Below are 19,313 nucleotides of genomic sequence, written 5' to 3'. Positions count from 1 at the left end.
AAATTCAAGATGAAATGGGAAGTTGTCATTGGTCTTGAGACGCACGTTCAGCTCTCGACCCATTCCAAGATTTTTTCGGGCGCGCCGTGCCATTTCGGCGATGAACCGAACGTGAACGCCTGCTACGTGGATCTTGCTCTGCCTGGAGCGCTGCCAGTGCTTAACCGGGGAGCCGTTGACCGTGCGATTCGCTTCGGTCTCGCGATCGGCGCTCGCGTGGCTAATCATTCGGTTTTCGACCGCAAGAATTATTTTTACCCGGATCTTCCGAAGGGCTATCAAATCAGTCAGTTTGAGCTGCCGATTGTTGTCGGCGGCAAAGTGACTTTTGCCGTGGAACCGAAAAACGGCGAACCCTACATGAAGACCATCAACCTCACTCGTGCGCATCTTGAGGAAGATGCCGGCAAGTCGGTTCACGGCATTGTTCATGGACACTCCGGCATCGATCTTAATCGCGCCGGAACACCGCTTCTGGAAATCGTGACGGAGCCGGAACTGCGCTCCGCCGCTGAGGCAGTGGGCTATGCCCGTGCGCTTCATGCATTAGTGGTTTGGCTCGGCATGTCGAAAGGCAACATGCAGGAGGGCAATTTCCGCTGCGACGCCAACGTATCCGTACGTCCTGTCGGTCAGAAGGAATTCGGTACTCGCTGCGAAATCAAGAATCTCAATTCGTTCCGCTTCCTGGAAGAAGCCATCAACTATGAGGTTGAGCGCCAGATCGAGCTGATTGAGGGCGGCGGAAAGGTGGTGCAGGCTACGCGGCTTTATGACCCTGATAAGGGCGAAACGCGTCTCATGCGCACGAAGGAAGATTCGATGGATTATCGCTACTTCCCGGACCCTGATCTGCTCCCGCTTGAAGTAAGCAATGAATGGATTGAACGGGTGCGCAGCGAGATGCCTGAGCTCCCTGATGCCATGCGGGAACGTCTTATGAAGGATTTTGGTCTTTCTGAGTACGATGCCTCCATTCTGACGGGAAGTCGCGACATCGCCGACTATTACGTCGCTGTAGCTGATGGCGTGAAGGATAAGAAGATCGCTGCCAACTGGGTGATGGGTGAGGTTGCGGCCGCTGTCAACCAGACGGAAGGCATGTGCTTTGCATCCGCCCCGGTTACGCCTGAAATTCTTGTAAAGCTTCTTTCTCGAATCGCCGATGGAACCATTTCCAACAAAGGTGCGCGTGAAGTCTTCACTGCCATCTGGGCCGGAGAAGGCCAGGATGTAGATGCGGTTATTGAAAGCAAAGGCCTGAAGCAGATTTCCGACGCTGGTGCGCTTGAAGCTATCGTTGACGAAGTGATCGCCAAAAATCCGAAGTCCGTGGAGGAATTCAAGGGCGGCAAGGAAAAGGCGCTCAATGCGCTTGTAGGTCAGTGCATGAAAGCAACCAAGGGCAAGGCCAATCCCGGACAGCTCAATGAGCTTCTGAGAAAGCGCATTGCCGGTTGATCAGATCCTCTGAAAAGAATAATCCCCGGAGCTCTTTAGGCTTTCCGGGGATTTTTTTCAATAGGCTGTTTCACGTGAAACAGCGCTTGGTCAATCAGGCGCCATAGCGCTGACGGTACTGCGCAACGGCATCGCGGTAGCCGGCGACCGCCTTGGCTTTTTCCGAGGGACCGTCCATGAAGGCAAGCAGGTCGTGAAGATTGATGATGGAAGCGACGTGGAGGCCGAAAGTCTTTTCCACATCCTGTACGGCAGAGCTTTCAGTCATCACTTCAGCATTGCCGCCGCGTTCCTGGCGGTCCACAGCGATGAGCACGCCGGAAGGCGTTGCACCTGCGGCTTCAATGATTTTTACGGATTCGCGTACCGATGTACCTGCGGAGATGACGTCGTCAATGATGACGACGCGGCCCTTGAGCGGCGCACCGACAATCATGCCGCCTTCGCCATGATCCTTAGCTTCCTTGCGGTTGAATGCCCAGGGCACGTCGCAACCGAGACGAGCAAGGTTCATTGCAACGCTGGCGGCAAGAGGGATGCCTTTATAGGCGGGTCCGAAAATCATATCGAATTCAATGCGGCCTTCCTGGCGGGCAGCAAGAAGCGTATGCGCGTAGAAAGCCCCAAGCTTGTCAAGAAGAGCGCCGGTATTGAAGAGTCCGGCATTGAAGAAATAGGGGGAGAGACGTCCGGCCTTGGTTTTAAATTCGCCGAAGCGAAGAACGTCTGCATCCAGGGCGAATTCGATGAACTGCTGCTTGGTCGATTGCATGATGTGACAGAGGGAAAAAATCATTTAACGGCAGCGCAAATCAGCTGTTGGCTCAGTTGGTAGCGCTTCCGCAGAAATGCAGAGGAATACTTATCCCGCGAATTATAGTTAAGGGGCCGGAGAACCCCGAGCGTTCAAGGTCGGGCCGTGAAGCAAGAAATGACGGCTTCGACTGCATGCGACAATATGCGATCGCTGGCTAACGTTGCTGCCTGCATTTGCAGAAGTTTTAGAAATCACACAATTGTCTGAACATATTCCATTGAGGAGAGTGCATGCTGCGCATTCTTACCTTTAATGCCAACGGTATTCGATCTGCGGCTAAGAAAGGATTTTTCGAGTGGTTCAAGAAACAGAATGCGGACATTCTCTGCATTCAGGAACTAAAGGCTCAGGAAGCAGATCTCTCTGATGAACTCAAGGCACTTCCGGGCTATCACGGTTTCTTCCATTGTGCGCTGAAAAAGGGGTATTCCGGCTGCGGTCTCTGGTCAAGGAGAGCCCCGGACCGCGTTCGCATTGGTTTTGGAGATGAGGAATTCGATGCAGAAGGACGATGTGTCGAAGCGGATTTCGGTCGCCTCACGGTTATTTCTGCATATTTCCCTTCAGGAAGCTCTTCTGACGAAAGGCAGCTTGCTAAATACCGGTTTCTGGAGCGTTTTGAGCCGCATCTGAAGGCTTTAAAGGATTCCGGCAGAGAAGTGGTTCTATGCGGTGATGTCAATATTGCACACAGGGAAATCGACATCAAGAACTGGAAGGGCAATCTTGACCATTCCGGTTTTCTGCCCGAAGAACGAGCCTGGCTCGATCATCTCTTTGATGAAATGGGCTGGGTAGATGTGTTCCGAAGCCTTGATCCGCGTCCGGAGCGTTATACATGGTGGAGCCAGCGCGGGCAGGCTCGCGCTAAGAATGTTGGCTGGCGCATCGATTATGAACTCGCCACCCCAGGCATTGCGGCGCTCGCTCAGTCAACGGACATTTACGCTGCGGAAAAATTTTCCGATCATGCTCCGCTCTGGGTGGACTATGCGGTCGATGCGGGAGAATTGAAATGATGACTCTAGCCGATATTCTTTTCACGCAGGGATTTGGAACACGCTACGACTGCAGACAGATCGTGTTTGCGGGAGCCGTGTCTATTAATGGGCGAGTGGCGGATGATCCCGATGAGAATTTTGAGCCGAAGGGGCTCGTTCTTACCTGGCGCGGGGAAGAATGGCCGGTATGTGAAAAGGCGCTGATTGCAATGAATAAGCCTGAAGGCTATGAGTGTTCTCTCAAACCTTCAGCGCATCCTTCCGTCATGGGGCTATTGCCGGGGCCACTCCGCAAGCGTGCAGTCCAGCCTGTGGGACGCCTCGACTGGGATACGACCGGACTCCTTCTTTTTACGGATGACGGCAAGCTTCTGCATCGGCTTACGCATCCTAAAAAACATGTCGACAAAGTGTATTTGGTGGAGCTCTGCCATCCGATGGCGCCGGATACCTGTGAAAAACTCCTCTCCGGCGTCGTGCTCGATGACGATCCCAAGCCTGTTTGCGCAAAGGCGGCAAGGATGCTTGCTCCGGAGAGGCTTGAGCTTACGATTTCCCAGGGGAAATATCACCAGGTAAAGAGAATGGTTGCCGCTTGCGGAAACAGGGTAGCAAAGCTTCATCGCATCCGGGTGGGCTCTTATGAGCTGCCGGAAAATCTTGAGCCAGGCAAATGGGTTTGGCTCAGCGGACCGGAGGCAGTGCTGGGCGGAGGCGGCCGCTGATGGCTTGCAATAAGGCGAGTTCCAATAAAAAAAGCGGCTGGAGGGTCTATCTGGAACCCGGATCAATTCGTATGGCAGTTTTCGGCTTCAGCTCCGGGCTTCCGCTCCTTCTGGTCATCGGTACGCTTGGGTTTTGGCTTCGGGAAGCTGGTGTAGATCTCTCAACAATCGGCTTTTTTTCCTGGGTAGGGCTGATCTATGGATTTAAGTGGATCTGGGCGCCTCTGGTGGATCGCATGCCGATACCCTTTCTCTCACGGACACTCGGGAGACGAAGGGCGTGGCTGCTTGCTGCGCAGGTGATGCTTGCCTGCGCACTTCTCGGACTTGCGTTTACGGATCCTCAGAAAACCCTTTTTGTTTTTGCCGGTTTGGCCATGTTGGCTGCTTTCTCATCGGCCACACAGGATATTGCGCTCGATGCCTATCGCATTGAGTCGGCAGGCGAACGCAAGCAGGCGGCATATGCGGCTATGTATCAGACGGGGTATCGGCTTGGCATGATTTGGGCAGGAGCCGGAGCGCTTGCTATTGCAGCATGGGCTGGACACGGTGCTTCCGGGTACATGCACGGTGCCTGGACAGTGAGTTACGGAGTTATGGCTGCAAGCGTGCTGGTCGGTATGGCGGCAACGCTCTTATCTCCTGAACCTCAGCATGACTCCCTGAAAGAGGAGGCTTCCCCGGCTCGCACGCATATTTCTTTGTTGGAACGATTGAAAACAGCACTCGCTGGGCCCTTTACTGATTTTTTCAGACGATTTGGCTGGGCAGCATTCCTTGTCCTTGCGCTGATTGCGACCTACCGAATATCCGATGTTGTCATGGGCGTAATGGCAAATCCTTTCTATCAGGATCTTGGATTCACGAAGGAGGAGGTTGCCGCTGTGAGCAAGGTGTTCGGCGTCATCATGACGCTTTTGGGCGCCTTTGCAGGCGGTGCTGCCGCTATGCGTTATGGCGTCCTTCCTGTGCTTCTCGCCGGAGCCGTGCTTTCCAGCCTTACCAATCTGCTTTTTTCTGTGCTGGCGGGCATTGGCGCAAACCTCACTTTCCTTGTCGCTACCGTGTCGGCGGACAATCTGGCGGCAGGACTCGCGAGTGCGGCATTTGTAGCCTATCTCTCGGGGCTGACGAGCTCGAGGTATTCGGCGACTCAATATGCGCTTTTCAGCTCCATCATGCTGCTTCTCCCCAAATTTCTGGCGGGCTTCTCCGGCATGGCCGTGGAAGCTTTCGGATATGAGCGCTTTTTTATCGGAACTGCGCTCATGGGGGTGCCGGTGTTTGTTCTGGTATGGCTTGTTATGCGTTGCGCTCCGAAGAGCGCAACAGGGAAAAATTAGTGCCGGCGCCTGATATTTTTATGATTTTGTTCGGGACGGGGGGTGAATCCTCGGGTGACGGACGCGATTTCTGCAACGCTTTCCGCAAGGTCTTCCGTTGCCTGCTTTAGGTTTTCAAGCGGGCTCTCAAATTCGAGCTCTTCCTTCACTTCCTGCATGTCGCCAAGAAGCTCTGTGGGAAGATGACGAAGAATGCCAAGAAGAGCGCTGTCGACAAGCTCGCTGCCGGTTTCGCGCAGACCTGGCCAGCGGTTCATGGCTTCAAGAAAGCCCGCAGCAAAAGGTTCCAGTGCGGCAATGGCTTCCCATCCGCCTACCGGGCGCCCGGACTCATCCTCCACGTCGTAGACGATGGGATCTAGTGCCCGGCACTGGGACAGATCGTTTTCGATCGTCCGATAGCGGCGGTAGACAAGGTCTTCAAGACGATGCTGATCGGCTTCATTGGGAAGCATGGCGTCAGGACGTCCTTCCTCGTCGAAAATCAACGGCATCCAGGAGCTTGGCGATACGGGTTCCGGGAGAAGGACGATAGCTGTAAGAAAACCATCCATTCTGTCAGGTTCCATCGATTCCCAGGGTTCCGGGATGGAAGCCAAAAGCTCGCCGATTTCTACGAACTCTTCGTCAGTGAGAGGCCTGTCGTATTCGTTAGCCATAATGTCTGATCCTTTGCAGAAGGCGAGTTATCCGGCGGATGCCGCGGATGGTTGGGCAATGGACTTAAGGGAGTCATTGAAGTCGGCGAGCGCTTCCCGGACGCTTTCCGCAGATCGGCGGCGCAGCACGCCTCGGGCGAAGATTTCGCAATCTTCAGCACTCAGGGCGCGGATCCGTTCCTTGATCGTCGGAATATGTGCCGGATCCATGGAAAGCGCGGAGCAGCCGAGACCAATGAAGAAGGGCGTCATTTCGGGACGTCCGGCCATTTCACCGCAGACGGATATTTCTTTTCCGGCCGCGGTTACACGGCGAATGGATTCGGCGATGAAGCGCATCACCGCTGGATGGCAGTCATCACAGTAGCGCGAAACGTAGGCATTGGTGCGGTCGGCTGCAAGCGTGTATTGCACGAGGTCATTCGTCCCGAGGGAGAAGAAGTCGAGGAGCGGCAGCAGGTCTGAAAGACCTGCAACGGCAGCAGGAAGCTCAATCATGCCGCCGAGCGGAATGTTCTTGCGGTAGCGCAGTCCTTCAGCTTCCAGCTGGGCGGCGGCTTCCTCAATGCACGCACGCACCTCATGAACATCTGAGGAGCTCGATACCATCGGCAGCAAAAGCCTCACGCTGCCTGCGGTTGCGGCTCTCATGAGCGCTCGCAGCTGCGTAATGAAGAGCGGACGGAATGCAAAACAGAAACGCAGTGCGCGCAGGCCAAGCGCAGGGTTGGCTTCTTCAAAGTCGCTATCCGCCAGAAGCGCCAGCGATTCGCGTGAAAGCATCTTGTCGCCGCCAATATCTGCAGTGCGGATTGTTGTCATTCGCCCGCGCATGCCGCGGATCACTTTCTGGTAAGCCTCAACCTGCTCTTCTTCGCTCGGCAGGTCCTCCCTATTGAGGAAAAGAAATTCCGTTCGGAAAAGGCCGACGCCGGCAGCGCCGGCTTTGCGGGCTTCAGGAAGATCATCGGGAAGCGCAATGTTGGCAAAAAGCTCTACGGCTTCTCCATCGAGCGTCACCGAATCTTCGCCGCGCAGTTTGACAAGCTGGCGATTGCGCTGTCTGCGGGCCCGCATGGCGCGGGCAGCGTTCTTCTTTGCTTCATCGGACGGGGTGAGATTGACGATGCCGGCATCGGCATCTACAAGGATTTCGTGCCCGGTCCCGATGCGTTCGATTGCATTCGCCACGCCGACAAGCGTGGGAATGCCGAGGCTGGCAGCCAGAATCGCGGAATGGCTTGTGGCGCTGCCGGTTTCCATCACGATGCCGACGATATCCAGATCGTCACGTTCCCGCAGCTGCAGCATGTCCGCCGGCCCGAGCTGATCGGCAATCAGAATGACGGAATCTTCAATCTCTTCGGCCTCAAGAAGGCTTGTGGCGGAGCGGCGGCCGGCGAGGATGCGCTGAATGCGCTGGAACACGTCGGTGATGTCTTCAACGCGGTTTCGCAGGTACTCGTCGTTGATTTGTTCAAAATCGCGCCGGATCTGCTCGAGGCGAAGAGAAAGCGCCCATTCGGCATTAACAAGTTTTTCACGGATAAGCGCAGCGGTTTCCGTGATAAGCGTCGGATCCTGCAGGATTGTCCGGTAGACATCCAGAAAAGCCGCAGCTTCCGCCGGAGTATCTTCGTCGAGGTCTGCCCCAAGTCTCTCGAGCTGTTTTACGGCAGAAGCCGCCGCCATCCGGAGGCGCTGGATCTCGCCGCGGACATCGGTCTGATCAATCGGGAACTGAGGAATTTCCAGGTCGCCCGCCATGAGCTGAATGCCGCTGCCCCAGGCAACACCCGGGCATACGGTAAGTCCTCGAAGAACGCTTTCTTTTTCCTTCTGAGGAACCTGTTCCGTTCCGTTTTTTTCTTTTTCGTCCGGGGAAGCCGGGACTTTAATTTCTTCTTCGGAGCTCATTCGTCTTCTCTTAAAAGAAATTATTCGTCTTCACCGAAGCGATCTCGAAAAAGGTCGGCAATGGTCTGCACGGCATCTTTTTCATCCGGACCGTCGGCTGCAATCTTTACCACGCTTCCGCACGGCAGCGCCATTGTCATCAACCCGAGAATGGACTTGGCGTCAACAGTGTGTTTTTCATGGGTAATTGTGATGGTGCTGCGAAAGAGACTGGCTGTCTTCGCGAGGCGCGCCGACGGGCGTGCGTGAAGACCAAGCTTGTTCTGAAGCGTGAGCGTTTCCTCGAACAAGTTCTGCTCCTATTTATAAGGCGAGATTCAAAAATTAATTGTCGGAGAGAGCGCCGAGGCTGGCTCTGGCAGCGGCTTCGGCAATCGTGGCTACCTGCGCCACAGAGGCATCAGCCGGCGCGTTGAGCGCAGCGATGATCGCGGGAAGATTGGTTCCGCTCACCACGCGAACGCGGGGATCCTCAAGAAGCTTGCGTGCAATGTTTCCTGGGGTTGCCCCTGTCAGGTCTGTAAACACAACGACGCCTTCAGCCTGCCCGAAAAGCGTTTTGAGGAGTTCCTGTGCGTGAGCGAGCCCTTCAGAGGCGTCTACTTCAGGTGGCACATCATAGGCAACGATCTGATCAGCGGAAATGTCGCCCGTCATGCTGTAGATATGTTGAGCACAGGTTTTTAGCGCCGAGGCCAAAGGCGCATGGGCAATGATGCAGAGACCAGTTGTTACCACGGCATCAGACTCCCCAACGATAAAATGAAATTGAGTTTGTCCGGGAGTTTAGCATTCAGAGAACTTCCGGCATCTCTGGACGCGTGCTTTGCATTCCTGATGCGGCGCGGATTTTCAGACTATAGGGATATCAATTCAAAAATGGCTTTGGTTCAGTTCAGCTGTGTGGCTACCGGCCCCTTCATCGCTTTCCGTGAAACGGTCGAACGTATCTTCAAGGCAATCGGCGAGCCTTTCCACGAAAAGGGAGGCTTTATGGCGGAGGACCTGCCGGACGTTCTCAGAAGACTTGACGAAGCTGCAGCGGCGGATAAGGCAAAAGCCGCCCAACTCGAGGCAGAACGGGAAAAGCGTCTGCGGGAAGGTTCCTATGAGAATGAAATCCGCATGCTAGAAGCTGAGCGCGAGGATGAGGAAAAAAAGAAGAATCGTGAAGATTCCATTCGTCTTTATCAGCGAATGGTTCCGCTTCAGGACATGATCCGTCGCGCCATCAGGCATAAGAAGCCCATCATGTGGACGACGCTTGGACATTGAACGCAATAGGCGCCATCCGCCTTCTGCGTCCGGTCAGGTTCGCCAGAATGCCCGGGTGAAAAGCACGAAAACAGTGAAGATCTCAAGTCGGCCGATCATCATCAGGAAGGTAAGGATATCGAGCTGCAGCGCAGTGAGGCCCTGGTAGTTCCCAACCGGGCCTACGGCGCCGAGTCCGGGGCCGAGGTTCGTAATGCAAGCGACTGCCGCAGACCAGGACTCGAGGGATCCCAGCCCTGTCGCCAGCAGAGCAAGGGCACCCGCAAGAACGGAAAAGCTCCAGAGCAGTGTGTATCCGAGGACCGCGAAGACAATGTGGTTCGGAATGGCCGCGTCGCCGACGGTTATGGGGGAGACTGCATTCGGATAAAGCAGCAGCCTGAATTCGCGCTTTGCCTGCTTGATGAGGATGAGCACTCGAATCATTTTCAGGCCCCCGCCGGTGGAGCCCGCACAGGTAGCGACTGCGGAACTGAGCAGCAGAACAGCAGGAAGTCCACAGGGCCAGAGAGACCAGTCCGAGGTCGCGTAGCCTGTTGTAGAGGCTGCGCTCACGATGGAGAAGGCTGCTGCGCGCAACGCTTCCGGAACGCTTGAGGCTGATCCGGAAAGATAGAGTATCGGTGTTGCCGCGGCAACCAGGACCAGGAGGAGTCCGAGCCAGGCGAGTGCCTCAGGGTTGCGCAGATAGACGAGAGGGTCATGCCTGCGCCAGGCAACGAAGTGAAGCGTGAAGCTGAAGCCGCAGATCACCATGAAGAGAACGGCAACGGCATCCACTGCTGCGCTATTGAAGAAGCCGAAGCTCGCATCATGTGCGGCAATGCCCGATAGACTCACCGTCGTCATCATGTGCATGACGGCATCGCGCCAGTGCATTCCTGCGAAATGGTAGGCAATCGCACAGGCAACGGAAATTCCGAAGTAGATGAGGTAGAGCGATCGCGCGGTTTCTGCAATGCGGGGAGTAAGACGTGTTTCCTTGAGAGGACCGCTCGTCTCCGCCTTCATGACCTGAGCGCCGCCAACGCCGAGAAGCGGAAGGATGGCGACGGACATGACGATGATGCCCATGCCGCCCAGCCAGGAAAGAAAGCATCGCCAGCCGTTCATGGAGTGCGGCAGTTCGTCGAGTCCTGTTAGCACTGTGGCGCCGGTCGTCGTGAGACAGGACATGGTCTCGAAGTATGCTCGTTCGAAACCAAGCTCCGGCATGTGCAGCATAAGCGGAATCGCTGCAAATGCTGCAATCAGCGCCCAGGAAAGCGTGACGAGGAGAAAGCCGTGGCGTGCGGTGAGCTCTTGGCGGAAGCGGAAGAGGGTCAGAGTGAGGAGCAGCCCGGCACCCGCTGTGATGCCCGCACCCATGATGAAGTCCATGACGGCGCCATCCTTTTCTGTCCAGCTGTAGACAGCTGGAATCAGCATGATGCCTGCAAAGGCCATCAGCACGGGACCGAGTGCATTCAGTACCGGAAGGAGCAGTACGCGCAGAGTCGTGAGCATAGATCTCTCAGTTTTCCCTGTAGACGTCAGAAGAAGCTCACGTCTACGGCAAAGAGTTTCTCAACGGCCGGAATAAGGCGGCGGTTGGGTACGAAGATGATGAGCCGATCTTCCTGTTCGATGACGAGGTCAAAGCTTGCCATCAGTACCTGGGTGTCGTCGCCTTCACCGCGAATGAGCGCAGCGACGCTGCAGCCGGCAGGCAGACGGATGTCATGGATTCGCCGGCCTACCACGCGAGAGCTTTCAGGCGTGCCGTGAGCGACGAATTCAAGCGCTTCGGCAATGCCGTGCCTCAGCGAATAAGCCGCAGTGACGTCGCCGTGACGAACGTAGCGGATGAGTTCGTCAAGCGCCGCCTGAGTCTGCGAAACCGTGATGTCGATGCGTGAGCCTTCGATAAGCTCGCCGTAAATTCTGCGATTAACGAGTGCGATGGTGCGTCGCGCACCGAGGCGTTTGGCAAGAAGTGCCGAAAGAATGTTGTTTTCATCGTCCGAAGAGAGCGAAATAAAAAGGTCGCACCCCTCGACGCCTGCAGAAAGAAGCGTGTCTTCGTCGTCAAAATCGCCAGAGAGCACCATCGCGCGGTCGCCTAGCGTAAGTGCAAGATCTTCGGCCTGACGTCGATCTGCTTCAATGACGCGGATGGATGCCGGCGCTGCTCCGGTGAGTTCGTTGCCTTCCGTAAGCGCCTGTACGATGCTGCGGCTCATGATGGAGCTCCCGGCAATGATCAGACTGCGCGTGGCTGTGGTTCTGCGGCGAAGCTGTGTGGTGACAAGGCGCGCGTGTCGGGTATCGGCGACGAAAATCACCTCATCCCCGGCCTCTATCAAGGTACGGGCATTGATTGCGAGGCATTGGTTGCGGCGAAAAAGCGCCGCAATGCGTGCGCATGCATTGGGAATATGGGCATTGAGTTCGCCGATCGGGCCTCCGACCATGGGGCTGCCTTCCTGCGCTCGTACCGCAATGAGGCTCACGCGGCCTTCCGCGAATTCCTGCACCTGCAGGGCTTCCGGGATGTCGATGAGCTTTACGAGGTAGCGTGTCAGCGCCTGTTCGGGCCAGATAACCGTGGTGGCGTCGAAACCCTCTTCCCGCAGGAGGCGCGGGTAGCTGCGCAGTTCCTCATTGCGTACGCGGGCGATTCTCGTGGGGATGTTGAAGACCCGTGAGGCAAGCAGGCAGACGGCAAGATTGGTTTCATCGCTGGAGGTGACGGCAATCAGGATGTCGGTGTCGCTTGCGGAGGCGTTTTCAAGAAGCTGCGGCGAAAGCGCGTCTCCCACAATGCCCCTGAGGTCAAAGCGAGACTGCAGGAAGCTGATGTTGGCCGGATCTTTGTCGATGACGGTAATGTCATTGGCTTCCGAAACCAGACTTTCAGCAACGGAACTACCGATGCGGCCTGCTCCGATAATGAGGATCTTCATGGTGTCTTGAAAGAAAGAGGCCCGCTTGATGTGAGCGGGCTTCCTGGAGCAGAGAAATTATTTGATGGTGTTGTTGAGCGGGTATCGGTCAAGCGTGGAACCGGTCGGATTGTCAATCGAATTCTCGTCAGAGGTTTCGATCTCGGCGAGAACCGGACGAGTAGGCTTTGCATAGCTTCCGCCGGCAGGAGGCGTTGGTGCGGTGCGGCGTGCCTCCTCGCGCATTTCTTCAACGTTGATGCCGAGCGAACGCACCTTGCGATAGAGGTGCGTGCGTTCCATCCCGGCATGGCGGGCAAGCTCCGCCATGGAGTGGTTGAGGTGATTGAGCACTGTTTTGAAATAGGCTCGTTCAAAATCCATGAGCTGGTCGCGGAACGGACGATTGAAGTCGAGGACAAGTCCGTAATCCGGCATTTCATAAGCCGGAAGTCTCTGGATCTGCTGCATGCTGCGGCGACGGCCGCGGGTGCGTTTTTCTGGGGGCGGTTCTTCCGCGGCCTGACGCTGCTGCTCGTGCCATTTAACGAGTCCGAGCTGAATGGCCGAAAGCAGACGCTTGAGGGAAATGGGCTTCTCGATGAAGTCGACGGCGCCGTCGTCCATGGCCCGCTGCGCATGATCGAGCGAACCGTGCCCGGACATGATGATGACGGGGAAATTTAAAAGGCCGCCGTACTTCCATTCGCGAAGCAGCGCGAGGCCGTCCGTATCCGGCATCCAGATATCGAGCAGTACCAGATCGTAATGGCGTTCGGCAACCTTAGCCCGTGCCTCATTGGCATTGGCTGCGGTGGCTACACGGTAGCCGGACTCGACAAGAATCTCCGAAAGAATGTTTCGGATGCCGAGTTCATCGTCGACAATAAGAATTTCAGTCATCTTGTTGATTAGTTGCTTTGATGACCGGCCCATTGCTGGCGGTCAGCCGTTCGCCGGGTGCGAGGTGCTCGAAAAGGATATCCACTTGAGCGCCGAGAATCAGCGTGCCGGTGGAGTCCAGACGGTTGGAAAGACGGATTACTGCCCGGTGTTCATCGAGAATCTTCTTGATCATCGGAAGCCCGAGCCCTGTACCTGTAGCTTTGGTTGTTACATAGGGTTCAAAGGCGCGCTCGAGGATATTCTCGCTGAAACCAACGCCACTGTCATGCAGATGAAGCTGTACGGCACTCATGCCGCGTTCAGTCAGAATATGACGTGTTGCGATGACGATTTTCGGGACGTCGCCTTCCGCTGCATCAATGCTGTTGGAAATCAGATTATGCAATACCTGCCGAAGCTGAGAGGCGTCCGCTTCGATGAGCGGAATGCCATTCTCAAGATCAAGCTTGATGGTGAGGCCTGCTTCCTGATAGAGCTGCGCTGCGCCGAGAACAAAATCGTTGAGGTCAAGAGGAGATAGCTTCGCTTCGGGGAGTTTGGCGTATTCCCTGAAATCATTGACCATCTGCTTAAGTGCATCCACCTGCGTTGTAATGGTTTTCACCGCGCGGGCGAGCATTTCTGCATCATCGTCATTTTCGAGCTTGGGCTCAAGCCGGAAGGCCAGCCGTTCGGCTGCGAGCTGAATGGGCGTGAGCGGATTTTTGATTTCATGAGCCAGCCTGCGGGCAACTTCACCCCAGGCGGTGGCGCGTTGAGCCTCAATGATCTTTGAAACATCATCAAACACAATGACGAGACCGGGCTCATCTGCTCCCAGCGGCATGCGGGACAGCTTGAGAAAGAGCGGAATGGTTTTTTCCTTGCGCTCAAGCTGAAACTCCAGGCTTGCAGCGCCGGGTTCTTTCTCAAAGCCAAGGGAGAGCTGAGCATTGCGAAGGGCATCAGAAAGATCCGGCTCGACTTGATTCAGTTCGGTCCCGGTACGGCAGCTCTCTTCTCCGAGGATTCTGCGGGCAGCTGAATTGGCAGTAATGACGCGGCCCGTGCGGTCAAGCACAATGACGCCGGAGGAAATGTTGGCAAGAATGCGCTCAAGGTAGGCCTGAGCCTGCTCTGCGCGCCGCCGCTGTTCATCAATCACACGCCGCGACTCAGATAGTTCACGGATCATTTGGTTGAAGGACTGCGTGAGAATGTTGATTTCGTTGTTGCCCGAAAATTCCCGGATCGGATGAAAGTTGCCGTCTGCGACCCGGCGCGTGCCTTCCTCTAGTTGAAGAACAGGGGCAACGGTCTTGCGCGCAAAGGCGAGCGAGAGTGCAAAGGCGCCGAGCGCCCCAAGAAGCGTTACAAGGAAAAGCGTGCTTGCATACACGCTCTGGAGCGAGGCACGGGAGAGAACGAGTGTTTGATAGTCGCGGTATCCCGCCACGAGCATGGATGCATTCTTGACAGTTTCTTCAGGAACCGGCTGAATAATCTGAAGATAGAACTGCTGACGTCTCATCTCAAGACCTGAACCAGGTTGTGAGGCATCGCGGATGTTTTCGTCTGCAGTACCGGTTTCCTCGGCCTGGATGGGGACAATCACACGGATTGAAAGTTTTTCATCACGCTGTGCGTCGAAGTTCACGTCACCGTCGATTACGCTGTAGATGCCTGCGTTTTTGACTGTTTGAATCTGACTGGAGGTCGGCATGTCCGGCATCAGAACATTGATGCGCGAACCTGCGGCTGCAATGGCAGTGCCGTTTGAAAGAAAAACAAGCGCTTCAATGCCGGGACGGCCCTCCAGTATCCGGAGAAGATCCGACATGATGAGAGATGCCGGCGTATTGGTGAGCAGCCCGGCGATGTGTCTTGCAGTTGCTTCAGCCTCAACCTGCTGCTGCGCAAGGATGCCTCGGGTGATGGTGACGCCGGAATCGAGCGCTTTTTCCACACGGACGTCAAACCAGGAATTGATGGAGCGCGAAATGAAGACAGAGGAAACAAAGTAGATGAGGACGCATGGAATCAGCGCGAGTCCTGCTGCGGAAAGTGCGAGTCGGCTGGTGAGGTGCGCGCCGAATTCCTTGTTGCGCAGACGCTGCCAAAGGCGCAGCGTCATTGCCGCCACGACGGCAAAAAGTACGACGGCGATTGCCCGGTTGATGACGAGCAGAACCGGGAACCAGCGCTCAAAAAGCGTTGAGTCCGTGCTTGTCGCTGCAAGTATGAAGAGCGAGAGGCCCGCCAGAACAAGCGCAGCGATAAAGATGCCGCGAAGCCAGGAGGACATGACTTAATCCTCCTGATGAGCCAGGTCCCTCGGCAGCGCAATAGGCGTCCAGTCGCTTTCCACGGTCCAGTCTCCTGAATCATGGTTGGTTACCTGCATGGGTTTAGGGAGCTTGCCGGCATCTAAATAAAAGCGGATGCCGGCGGTAAGGCCTGAATCGGCTGCATCGCGCGTGGATGCCACGCGCCAGCGCCGGATGTTTTTGATGTAGGGAAGCGCCTCTTCCAGCGTATCGAAATTGAGGGATATGCCGCTGTAGGAGACCGCATAGCGCCGGGTGAGCGGGTTGAAGGCGAGTCGAATGTTGAAGTCGCTTTCCGCAATATTTTTGTCGAACCAGTACCAGCGGTCTTTTGAAAGTTCAAATTTGTAGGTGAAGTAGAGTGCAATACCTCGATGCATGGCATCAACGAGCGGCATCGGCAGATCAAATTCGTAATGCGCTTCAATGAAGAGTCCAGGGCGCTCTCCCGGCTCATCAACCGTAAGTGCGGCACTCATGAGTTCCGCCCTGGCCGCTTCGGCCGAACCGGCAGCCGTAAGCATCGCAGCGCATAAAAGTGGCGCTGCGATGCGTGAAAGGCTGAGGGTTCGGAAAAGTGACATGCCGGAGGAACTGCAGAAACTAATTTTTTTGGAGCAGCGCGTAGAAAAAGCCGTCGTGCACGGAAGGAAGCCATTGCGGATTGGGCCAGGCGCCGTCTTCTGTCGGGACAAGGTTCATCATACCGATCCCAGTTTCGCCAAGAGGCTTCATTGAAGCATCGGGATGGCGAGCGAGGAATTCTCTGATCTGCAGAGGACCTTCCTGAGGAAAGAGCGAACAGGTGCAGAAGAGAAGCTGCCCATTCGTCTTCAGACACGGCCAGAGCGCCTCCAGAATCCGTTTTTGTTCATTGGCGAGTCGACGGATGTCTTCGGGACGGCGCGACCAGGGAACGTCAGGCTGACGTCTTACGATGCCGCTGGCGGTACACGGGGCATCGAGAAGAATGGCGTCAAAGGGTTCGCCGGAGAACCATTTTTTCGTGTCTGCGGCATCGGCAGCTCGAACTTCAGCAGAGAGGCCGAGACGCTCAAGTGTTTCACGGATCAGCTCTGCCCGATCGGGAGCAACTTCCAGCGCGGTGACCCGGCAATCGTTAAGTTCAAGCAGATGAGCGGTTTTCCCGCCGGGCGCTGCACAGGCGTCTAATACGCGAGCACCTGCCTTGACGGGGAGGAAATGAGCGGCGAGTTGTGCTCCGGCATCCTGTACGGATACATCTCCCTCACTAAATCCCGGGATGTCATGAACCGGCAGGGGGTTTTCAAGAAGAATGGCCTCGCTCCCAATCTGACGGGCAGGAATGCCAGCTTCGGTGAGCTGCTTCAGATAGGCGGTCGGCGAGGTTCGACGAAGATTAACTCTCAGCGTCATTGGTGCGTGCTGGCGCTGGAGCAGCAGAATCTTCTCCCACTCCTGCGGATACGCCGCGCGAATTTTTTCAATCCACCAGGATGGCGCATTGAAGCGCACCTCCGGCATTTTGCTCAGCTCTTTGAGCAGCACATCGCTTTCGCGCAGAAACCGGCGCAGGACTGCATTGACAAGGCCGGAAAAACGCTGCGTGCGCTGATCTCCGCGAATGGCGTTTACTGACTCGCTGACAAGCGTGAATTCGTTGTAGCGCTTCGTCACAAGGAGTGCGAGCGCTGCCTCGAGAATGTTCAGTACCGGCGGCGGGGGAGGATTGTTGAGAAGCTTTCGTGAGAGCGCGCCGGTAAGCGCGAGATTGCGCATGATGTCGTAAAGAATCGACTGCAGCGCAGCTCGCGCGTGAGACGGCAGCCCCTCTGCTGCGGCATCGAGCGCAGCAGCAAAGGACGAGCCTCCCTTCATTTGTTTTCTTGCCAGGGCGGCAAGCGTCAGCAGTCTGCGAAGCGGCAATTGTCGAGCCTGCTTCACGGCCGCCGTAGATTCATGATTCATGGGAAAGTGTCACTTGCGGTTATGAGTGTCGAAGGCTGGCGGCGTTATTGAAGCGTGTCGCCAGGACGGATGCCGAGGCTTTGAATGGCCGAGTGAGCAGGCATGCGGGGCTTCCCGGCGCGCTGCAGGATAGTCATGGAGAGTGCGTTTTCGCCGCATTGAACCAGAAGAGCGTCGTCGGCTTTAAGAACGGTTCCCGGCGCCTTATCGGCAGGCCAGTCAAGGGCATCTGCCGCCCAGACCTTGACCTGATTGTTCTCAAACTCGAACTGCAGTCCGGGGAACGGCGTAAAAGCGCGCATGCGGCGCGCAAGAACCTTGGCGCTTTCGTTCCAGTCAATCCGGCTTTCGGACTTCAAAAGCTTTTCTGCATAAAGCACGCCTTCCTCGGGCTGGGGCGTGCATTCGAGGTCGCCAGGTTTTTCGAGTGCCTTGATGAGAAGCTGCGCCCCGATGCGGGCAAGTTTTTCCGTGAGAGAAAGATGCGTGTCGTCATCGGCGATTTTCATTCGCTCCACGAGCACCATGGGGCCGGTATCGAGCCCCAGTTCCATCTTCATGAGCGTGACGCCGGTTTCTGCATCCCCTGCTTCAATCGCACGGGCAATAGGAGCCGCACCGCGCCAGCGCGGCAGAAGGCTTGCATGAATGTTGATCGCCTTGATGTCGCCCTTTCTTCCGATGCCCTTTGCGCAGTTGAGAACGGGTTCGGGGAGGATTAGTCCGTATGCCGCGACAACCAGAAGATCCGCGTTGATGGCGCGAAGCTTTTCGTGCATCGCTGCTGCTCCCTCCGGATCTCTTTTGAGGCTCAGCGTTGCGGGCGTTTCAACAGGAATGCCGAGGGATTCGGCCAGCACCTTGACCGGCGAAGGGGTGAGCTTCATGCCCCGGCCGCTTGGGCGATCGGGCTGAGTGAGCACAAGCGCAATGTCGTGACCGTTTTCCGCAAGCGCACGCAGGGCTTCAGCGGCAAAGTCCGGCGTACCGGCAAAAATGATCTTCATGAGAAAAGCTCGAAAGGGAAGGTTTATTCAGAATCGTCCGCTATTTTAGATGGATCGACTACGATGCCTTCGACAGGGTCGAAGAGAAGGATTCTGACGTTATGGAAGAGCTTCAATATTTGAATGCAGGAGGCTTCACTTATGCCTATCGCCGCTATGGCGACTACGAAGCGCCGGCGGTGGTGCTTCTGATGGGACTGGGTCTCTCAATGGAGGCCTGGCCTGAGGGCATTATCTCAGGGCTTCTTGCAGAGGGATTTCAGGTTATTACGCCTGACAATAGGGATGCCGGAGCCTCATCCAGAGTTTCCGGCTGGCAGCCGGGGCGGCAGGACGTCGCCCGGGCAATTATTCGGACGGTGCTTGGGTTCCCTGTTACCGGGGAGTATGCGCTTGAGGACATGGCGCTCGACATTGAGCGGCTCCTCGACCATCTCGGCATCCGCCGCGTGCATGTGGCGGGCGTCTCCATGGGCGGGATGATTGCGCAGGTTTTTGCAACACAGTGCCCCAATCGGGTGGCTACGCTAACGTCCATTTCGTCAGCGGTTGGGAATCCCAGAACGGGCTTGGGGTCTCTTCGTGCCGTCCTTGCAGTCGCTGGAGCGGGAGATGCCTCCTCGCCGGTGGCGCTTAAGGCGCACTTTAAAACCATTTTGACGGCGCTTTCCGGATCGAAATACAGGCCGACCACAGAAGAGATTGAGGAGGCGATCAAAAGTGCGCCGCGCATCGGCTACGACCCTATTGCAACGCGTCGACAGTTAATCGCGCTTCTTGCAAGCGGGAACCGGGCGAAGGCCTTAAGACAGCTGCGTACGCCGACGCTGGTAATCCATGGCACGGAAGATCCGCTTCTGCCTTTTGCAGCAGGAGAAGAAACAGCAAGACTTATTCCGGGCGCCAAGCTCATTCCTGTTGAAGGCCTCGGGCATCAGCTGCCTCCCTCTCTGATGGGAGCGTATGCAAAATGGATTGCCGAAGAGTGCCACGCTCATCCGGCGTGATGGGCGGGCACG

The 19,313-nt window shown here is 56.2% G+C and carries 18 protein-coding genes; 6 read left to right on the top strand and 12 right to left on the bottom strand.

Features of this window, described 5'->3' with window-relative positions:
- Positions 1 to 9: 9 nt before the first annotated feature.
- Complete coding sequence (gene gatB / locus FG381_RS07840) at positions 10 to 1,461, top strand: Asp-tRNA(Asn)/Glu-tRNA(Gln) amidotransferase subunit GatB (RefSeq protein WP_139688302.1); 1,452 nt, start codon at positions 10 to 12, stop codon at positions 1,459 to 1,461.
- 94 nt (positions 1,462 to 1,555) lie between these two features.
- Here gatB and pyrE read toward each other — a convergent pair whose 3' ends face one another.
- Entirely contained in the window at positions 1,556 to 2,233 is a 678-nt protein-coding gene (pyrE, locus tag FG381_RS07835) for an orotate phosphoribosyltransferase (RefSeq protein ID WP_139688301.1), read from the bottom strand.
- Between the two features lie 275 nt (positions 2,234 to 2,508).
- On the opposite strand from pyrE, the gene FG381_RS07830 reads away from it, so the two are divergent.
- Genes FG381_RS07830 through FG381_RS07820 form a run of 3 tightly spaced genes read left to right on the top strand, consistent with a single transcriptional unit; the run spans position 2,509 to position 5,350 of the window.
- Positions 2,509 to 3,297 carry an exodeoxyribonuclease III gene (locus FG381_RS07830; protein WP_139688300.1) on the top strand — a complete coding sequence of 263 codons (789 nt, stop codon included), beginning with the start codon at positions 2,509 to 2,511 and terminating at the stop codon, positions 3,295 to 3,297.
- Positions 3,297 to 4,004 (top strand): 16S rRNA pseudouridine(516) synthase, encoded by a 708-nt coding sequence (locus tag FG381_RS07825; RefSeq protein WP_139689170.1) that lies wholly within the window; start codon positions 3,297 to 3,299, stop codon positions 4,002 to 4,004. Before FG381_RS07830 ends, FG381_RS07825 begins: the two co-directional genes overlap by 1 nt.
- Complete coding sequence (locus FG381_RS07820; RefSeq protein ID WP_139688299.1) at positions 4,004 to 5,350, top strand: AmpG family muropeptide MFS transporter; 1,347 nt, start codon at positions 4,004 to 4,006, stop codon at positions 5,348 to 5,350. The genes FG381_RS07825 and FG381_RS07820 overlap by 1 nt, the downstream gene beginning before the upstream one ends.
- On the opposite strand, the gene FG381_RS07815 is transcribed toward FG381_RS07820, so the two are convergent.
- The 4 genes from FG381_RS07815 to FG381_RS07800 are packed head-to-tail and all read right to left on the bottom strand — an operon-like array spanning position 5,347 to position 8,664.
- Positions 5,347 to 6,009, bottom strand: coding sequence for a YecA/YgfB family protein (locus FG381_RS07815; protein WP_139688298.1), 663 nt, complete (start codon positions 6,007 to 6,009; stop codon positions 5,347 to 5,349). The genes FG381_RS07820 and FG381_RS07815 overlap by 4 nt on opposite strands.
- A gap of 27 nt (positions 6,010 to 6,036) precedes the next feature.
- Positions 6,037 to 7,926 carry a phosphoenolpyruvate--protein phosphotransferase gene (ptsP, locus tag FG381_RS07810; protein WP_139688297.1) on the bottom strand — a complete coding sequence of 630 codons (1,890 nt, stop codon included), beginning with the start codon at positions 7,924 to 7,926 and terminating at the stop codon, positions 6,037 to 6,039.
- A 20-nt stretch (positions 7,927 to 7,946) separates the two neighbouring features.
- Positions 7,947 to 8,216, bottom strand: a complete 270-nt coding sequence (locus FG381_RS07805; protein ID WP_139688296.1) for an HPr family phosphocarrier protein — start codon at positions 8,214 to 8,216, stop codon at positions 7,947 to 7,949.
- 34 nt (positions 8,217 to 8,250) lie between these two features.
- A complete protein-coding gene (locus tag FG381_RS07800; RefSeq protein WP_139688295.1) occupies positions 8,251 to 8,664 on the bottom strand; it encodes a PTS sugar transporter subunit IIA in 414 nt (137 codons plus the stop codon).
- Here FG381_RS07800 and FG381_RS07795 point away from each other — a divergent pair.
- Positions 8,632 to 9,201, top strand: a complete 570-nt coding sequence (locus FG381_RS07795) for a DUF1840 domain-containing protein (RefSeq protein WP_226960215.1) — start codon at positions 8,632 to 8,634, stop codon at positions 9,199 to 9,201. The two genes, FG381_RS07800 and FG381_RS07795, sit on opposite strands and share 33 nt — an antisense overlap.
- 33 nt (positions 9,202 to 9,234) lie before the next feature.
- Here FG381_RS07795 and FG381_RS07790 read toward each other — a convergent pair whose 3' ends face one another.
- The 7 genes from FG381_RS07790 to fmt are packed head-to-tail and all read right to left on the bottom strand — an operon-like array spanning position 9,235 to position 18,294.
- On the bottom strand, positions 9,235 to 10,707 hold the full coding sequence (locus tag FG381_RS07790) for a TrkH family potassium uptake protein (RefSeq protein ID WP_139688294.1): 1,473 nt from the start codon (positions 10,705 to 10,707) through the stop codon (positions 9,235 to 9,237).
- A 26-nt stretch (positions 10,708 to 10,733) separates the two neighbouring features.
- Positions 10,734 to 12,146 (bottom strand): Trk system potassium transporter TrkA, encoded by a 1,413-nt coding sequence (gene trkA / locus FG381_RS07785; protein WP_139688293.1) that lies wholly within the window; start codon positions 12,144 to 12,146, stop codon positions 10,734 to 10,736.
- Positions 12,147 to 12,203: 57 nt separating this feature from the next.
- Positions 12,204 to 13,028 (bottom strand): response regulator, encoded by an 825-nt coding sequence (locus FG381_RS07780; RefSeq protein WP_139688292.1) that lies wholly within the window; start codon positions 13,026 to 13,028, stop codon positions 12,204 to 12,206.
- Positions 13,021 to 15,315 carry a sensor histidine kinase gene (locus FG381_RS07775; protein WP_139688291.1) on the bottom strand — a complete coding sequence of 765 codons (2,295 nt, stop codon included), beginning with the start codon at positions 15,313 to 15,315 and terminating at the stop codon, positions 13,021 to 13,023. Before FG381_RS07775 ends, FG381_RS07780 begins: the two co-directional genes overlap by 8 nt.
- Positions 15,316 to 15,318: 3 nt before the next feature.
- Positions 15,319 to 15,921 (bottom strand): DUF4390 domain-containing protein, encoded by a 603-nt coding sequence (locus FG381_RS07770; protein WP_174857859.1) that lies wholly within the window; start codon positions 15,919 to 15,921, stop codon positions 15,319 to 15,321.
- A gap of 19 nt (positions 15,922 to 15,940) precedes the next feature.
- Positions 15,941 to 17,287 carry a 16S rRNA (cytosine(967)-C(5))-methyltransferase RsmB gene (gene rsmB / locus FG381_RS07765; RefSeq protein ID WP_139688290.1) on the bottom strand — a complete coding sequence of 449 codons (1,347 nt, stop codon included), beginning with the start codon at positions 17,285 to 17,287 and terminating at the stop codon, positions 15,941 to 15,943.
- A gap of 44 nt (positions 17,288 to 17,331) precedes the next feature.
- The gene (gene fmt / locus FG381_RS07760) at positions 17,332 to 18,294 is read right to left on the bottom strand and encodes a methionyl-tRNA formyltransferase (protein ID WP_139688289.1); all 963 of its coding nucleotides are present in this window, start codon (positions 18,292 to 18,294) and stop codon (positions 17,332 to 17,334) included.
- 101 nt (positions 18,295 to 18,395) lie between these two features.
- Here fmt and FG381_RS07755 point away from each other — a divergent pair, with 101 nt between their 5' ends.
- Entirely contained in the window at positions 18,396 to 19,301 is a 906-nt protein-coding gene (locus tag FG381_RS07755; protein WP_139688288.1) for an alpha/beta fold hydrolase, read from the top strand.
- Positions 19,302 to 19,313 lie beyond the last annotated feature (12 nt).

The organism is Sutterella faecalis (genome assembly GCF_006337085.1).
Lineage (GTDB): Bacteria > Pseudomonadota > Gammaproteobacteria > Burkholderiales > Burkholderiaceae_F > Sutterella > Sutterella faecalis.
Note: the sequence above shows the minus strand (reverse complement) of the source record. Positions and strands in the feature narration are given on the sequence as shown.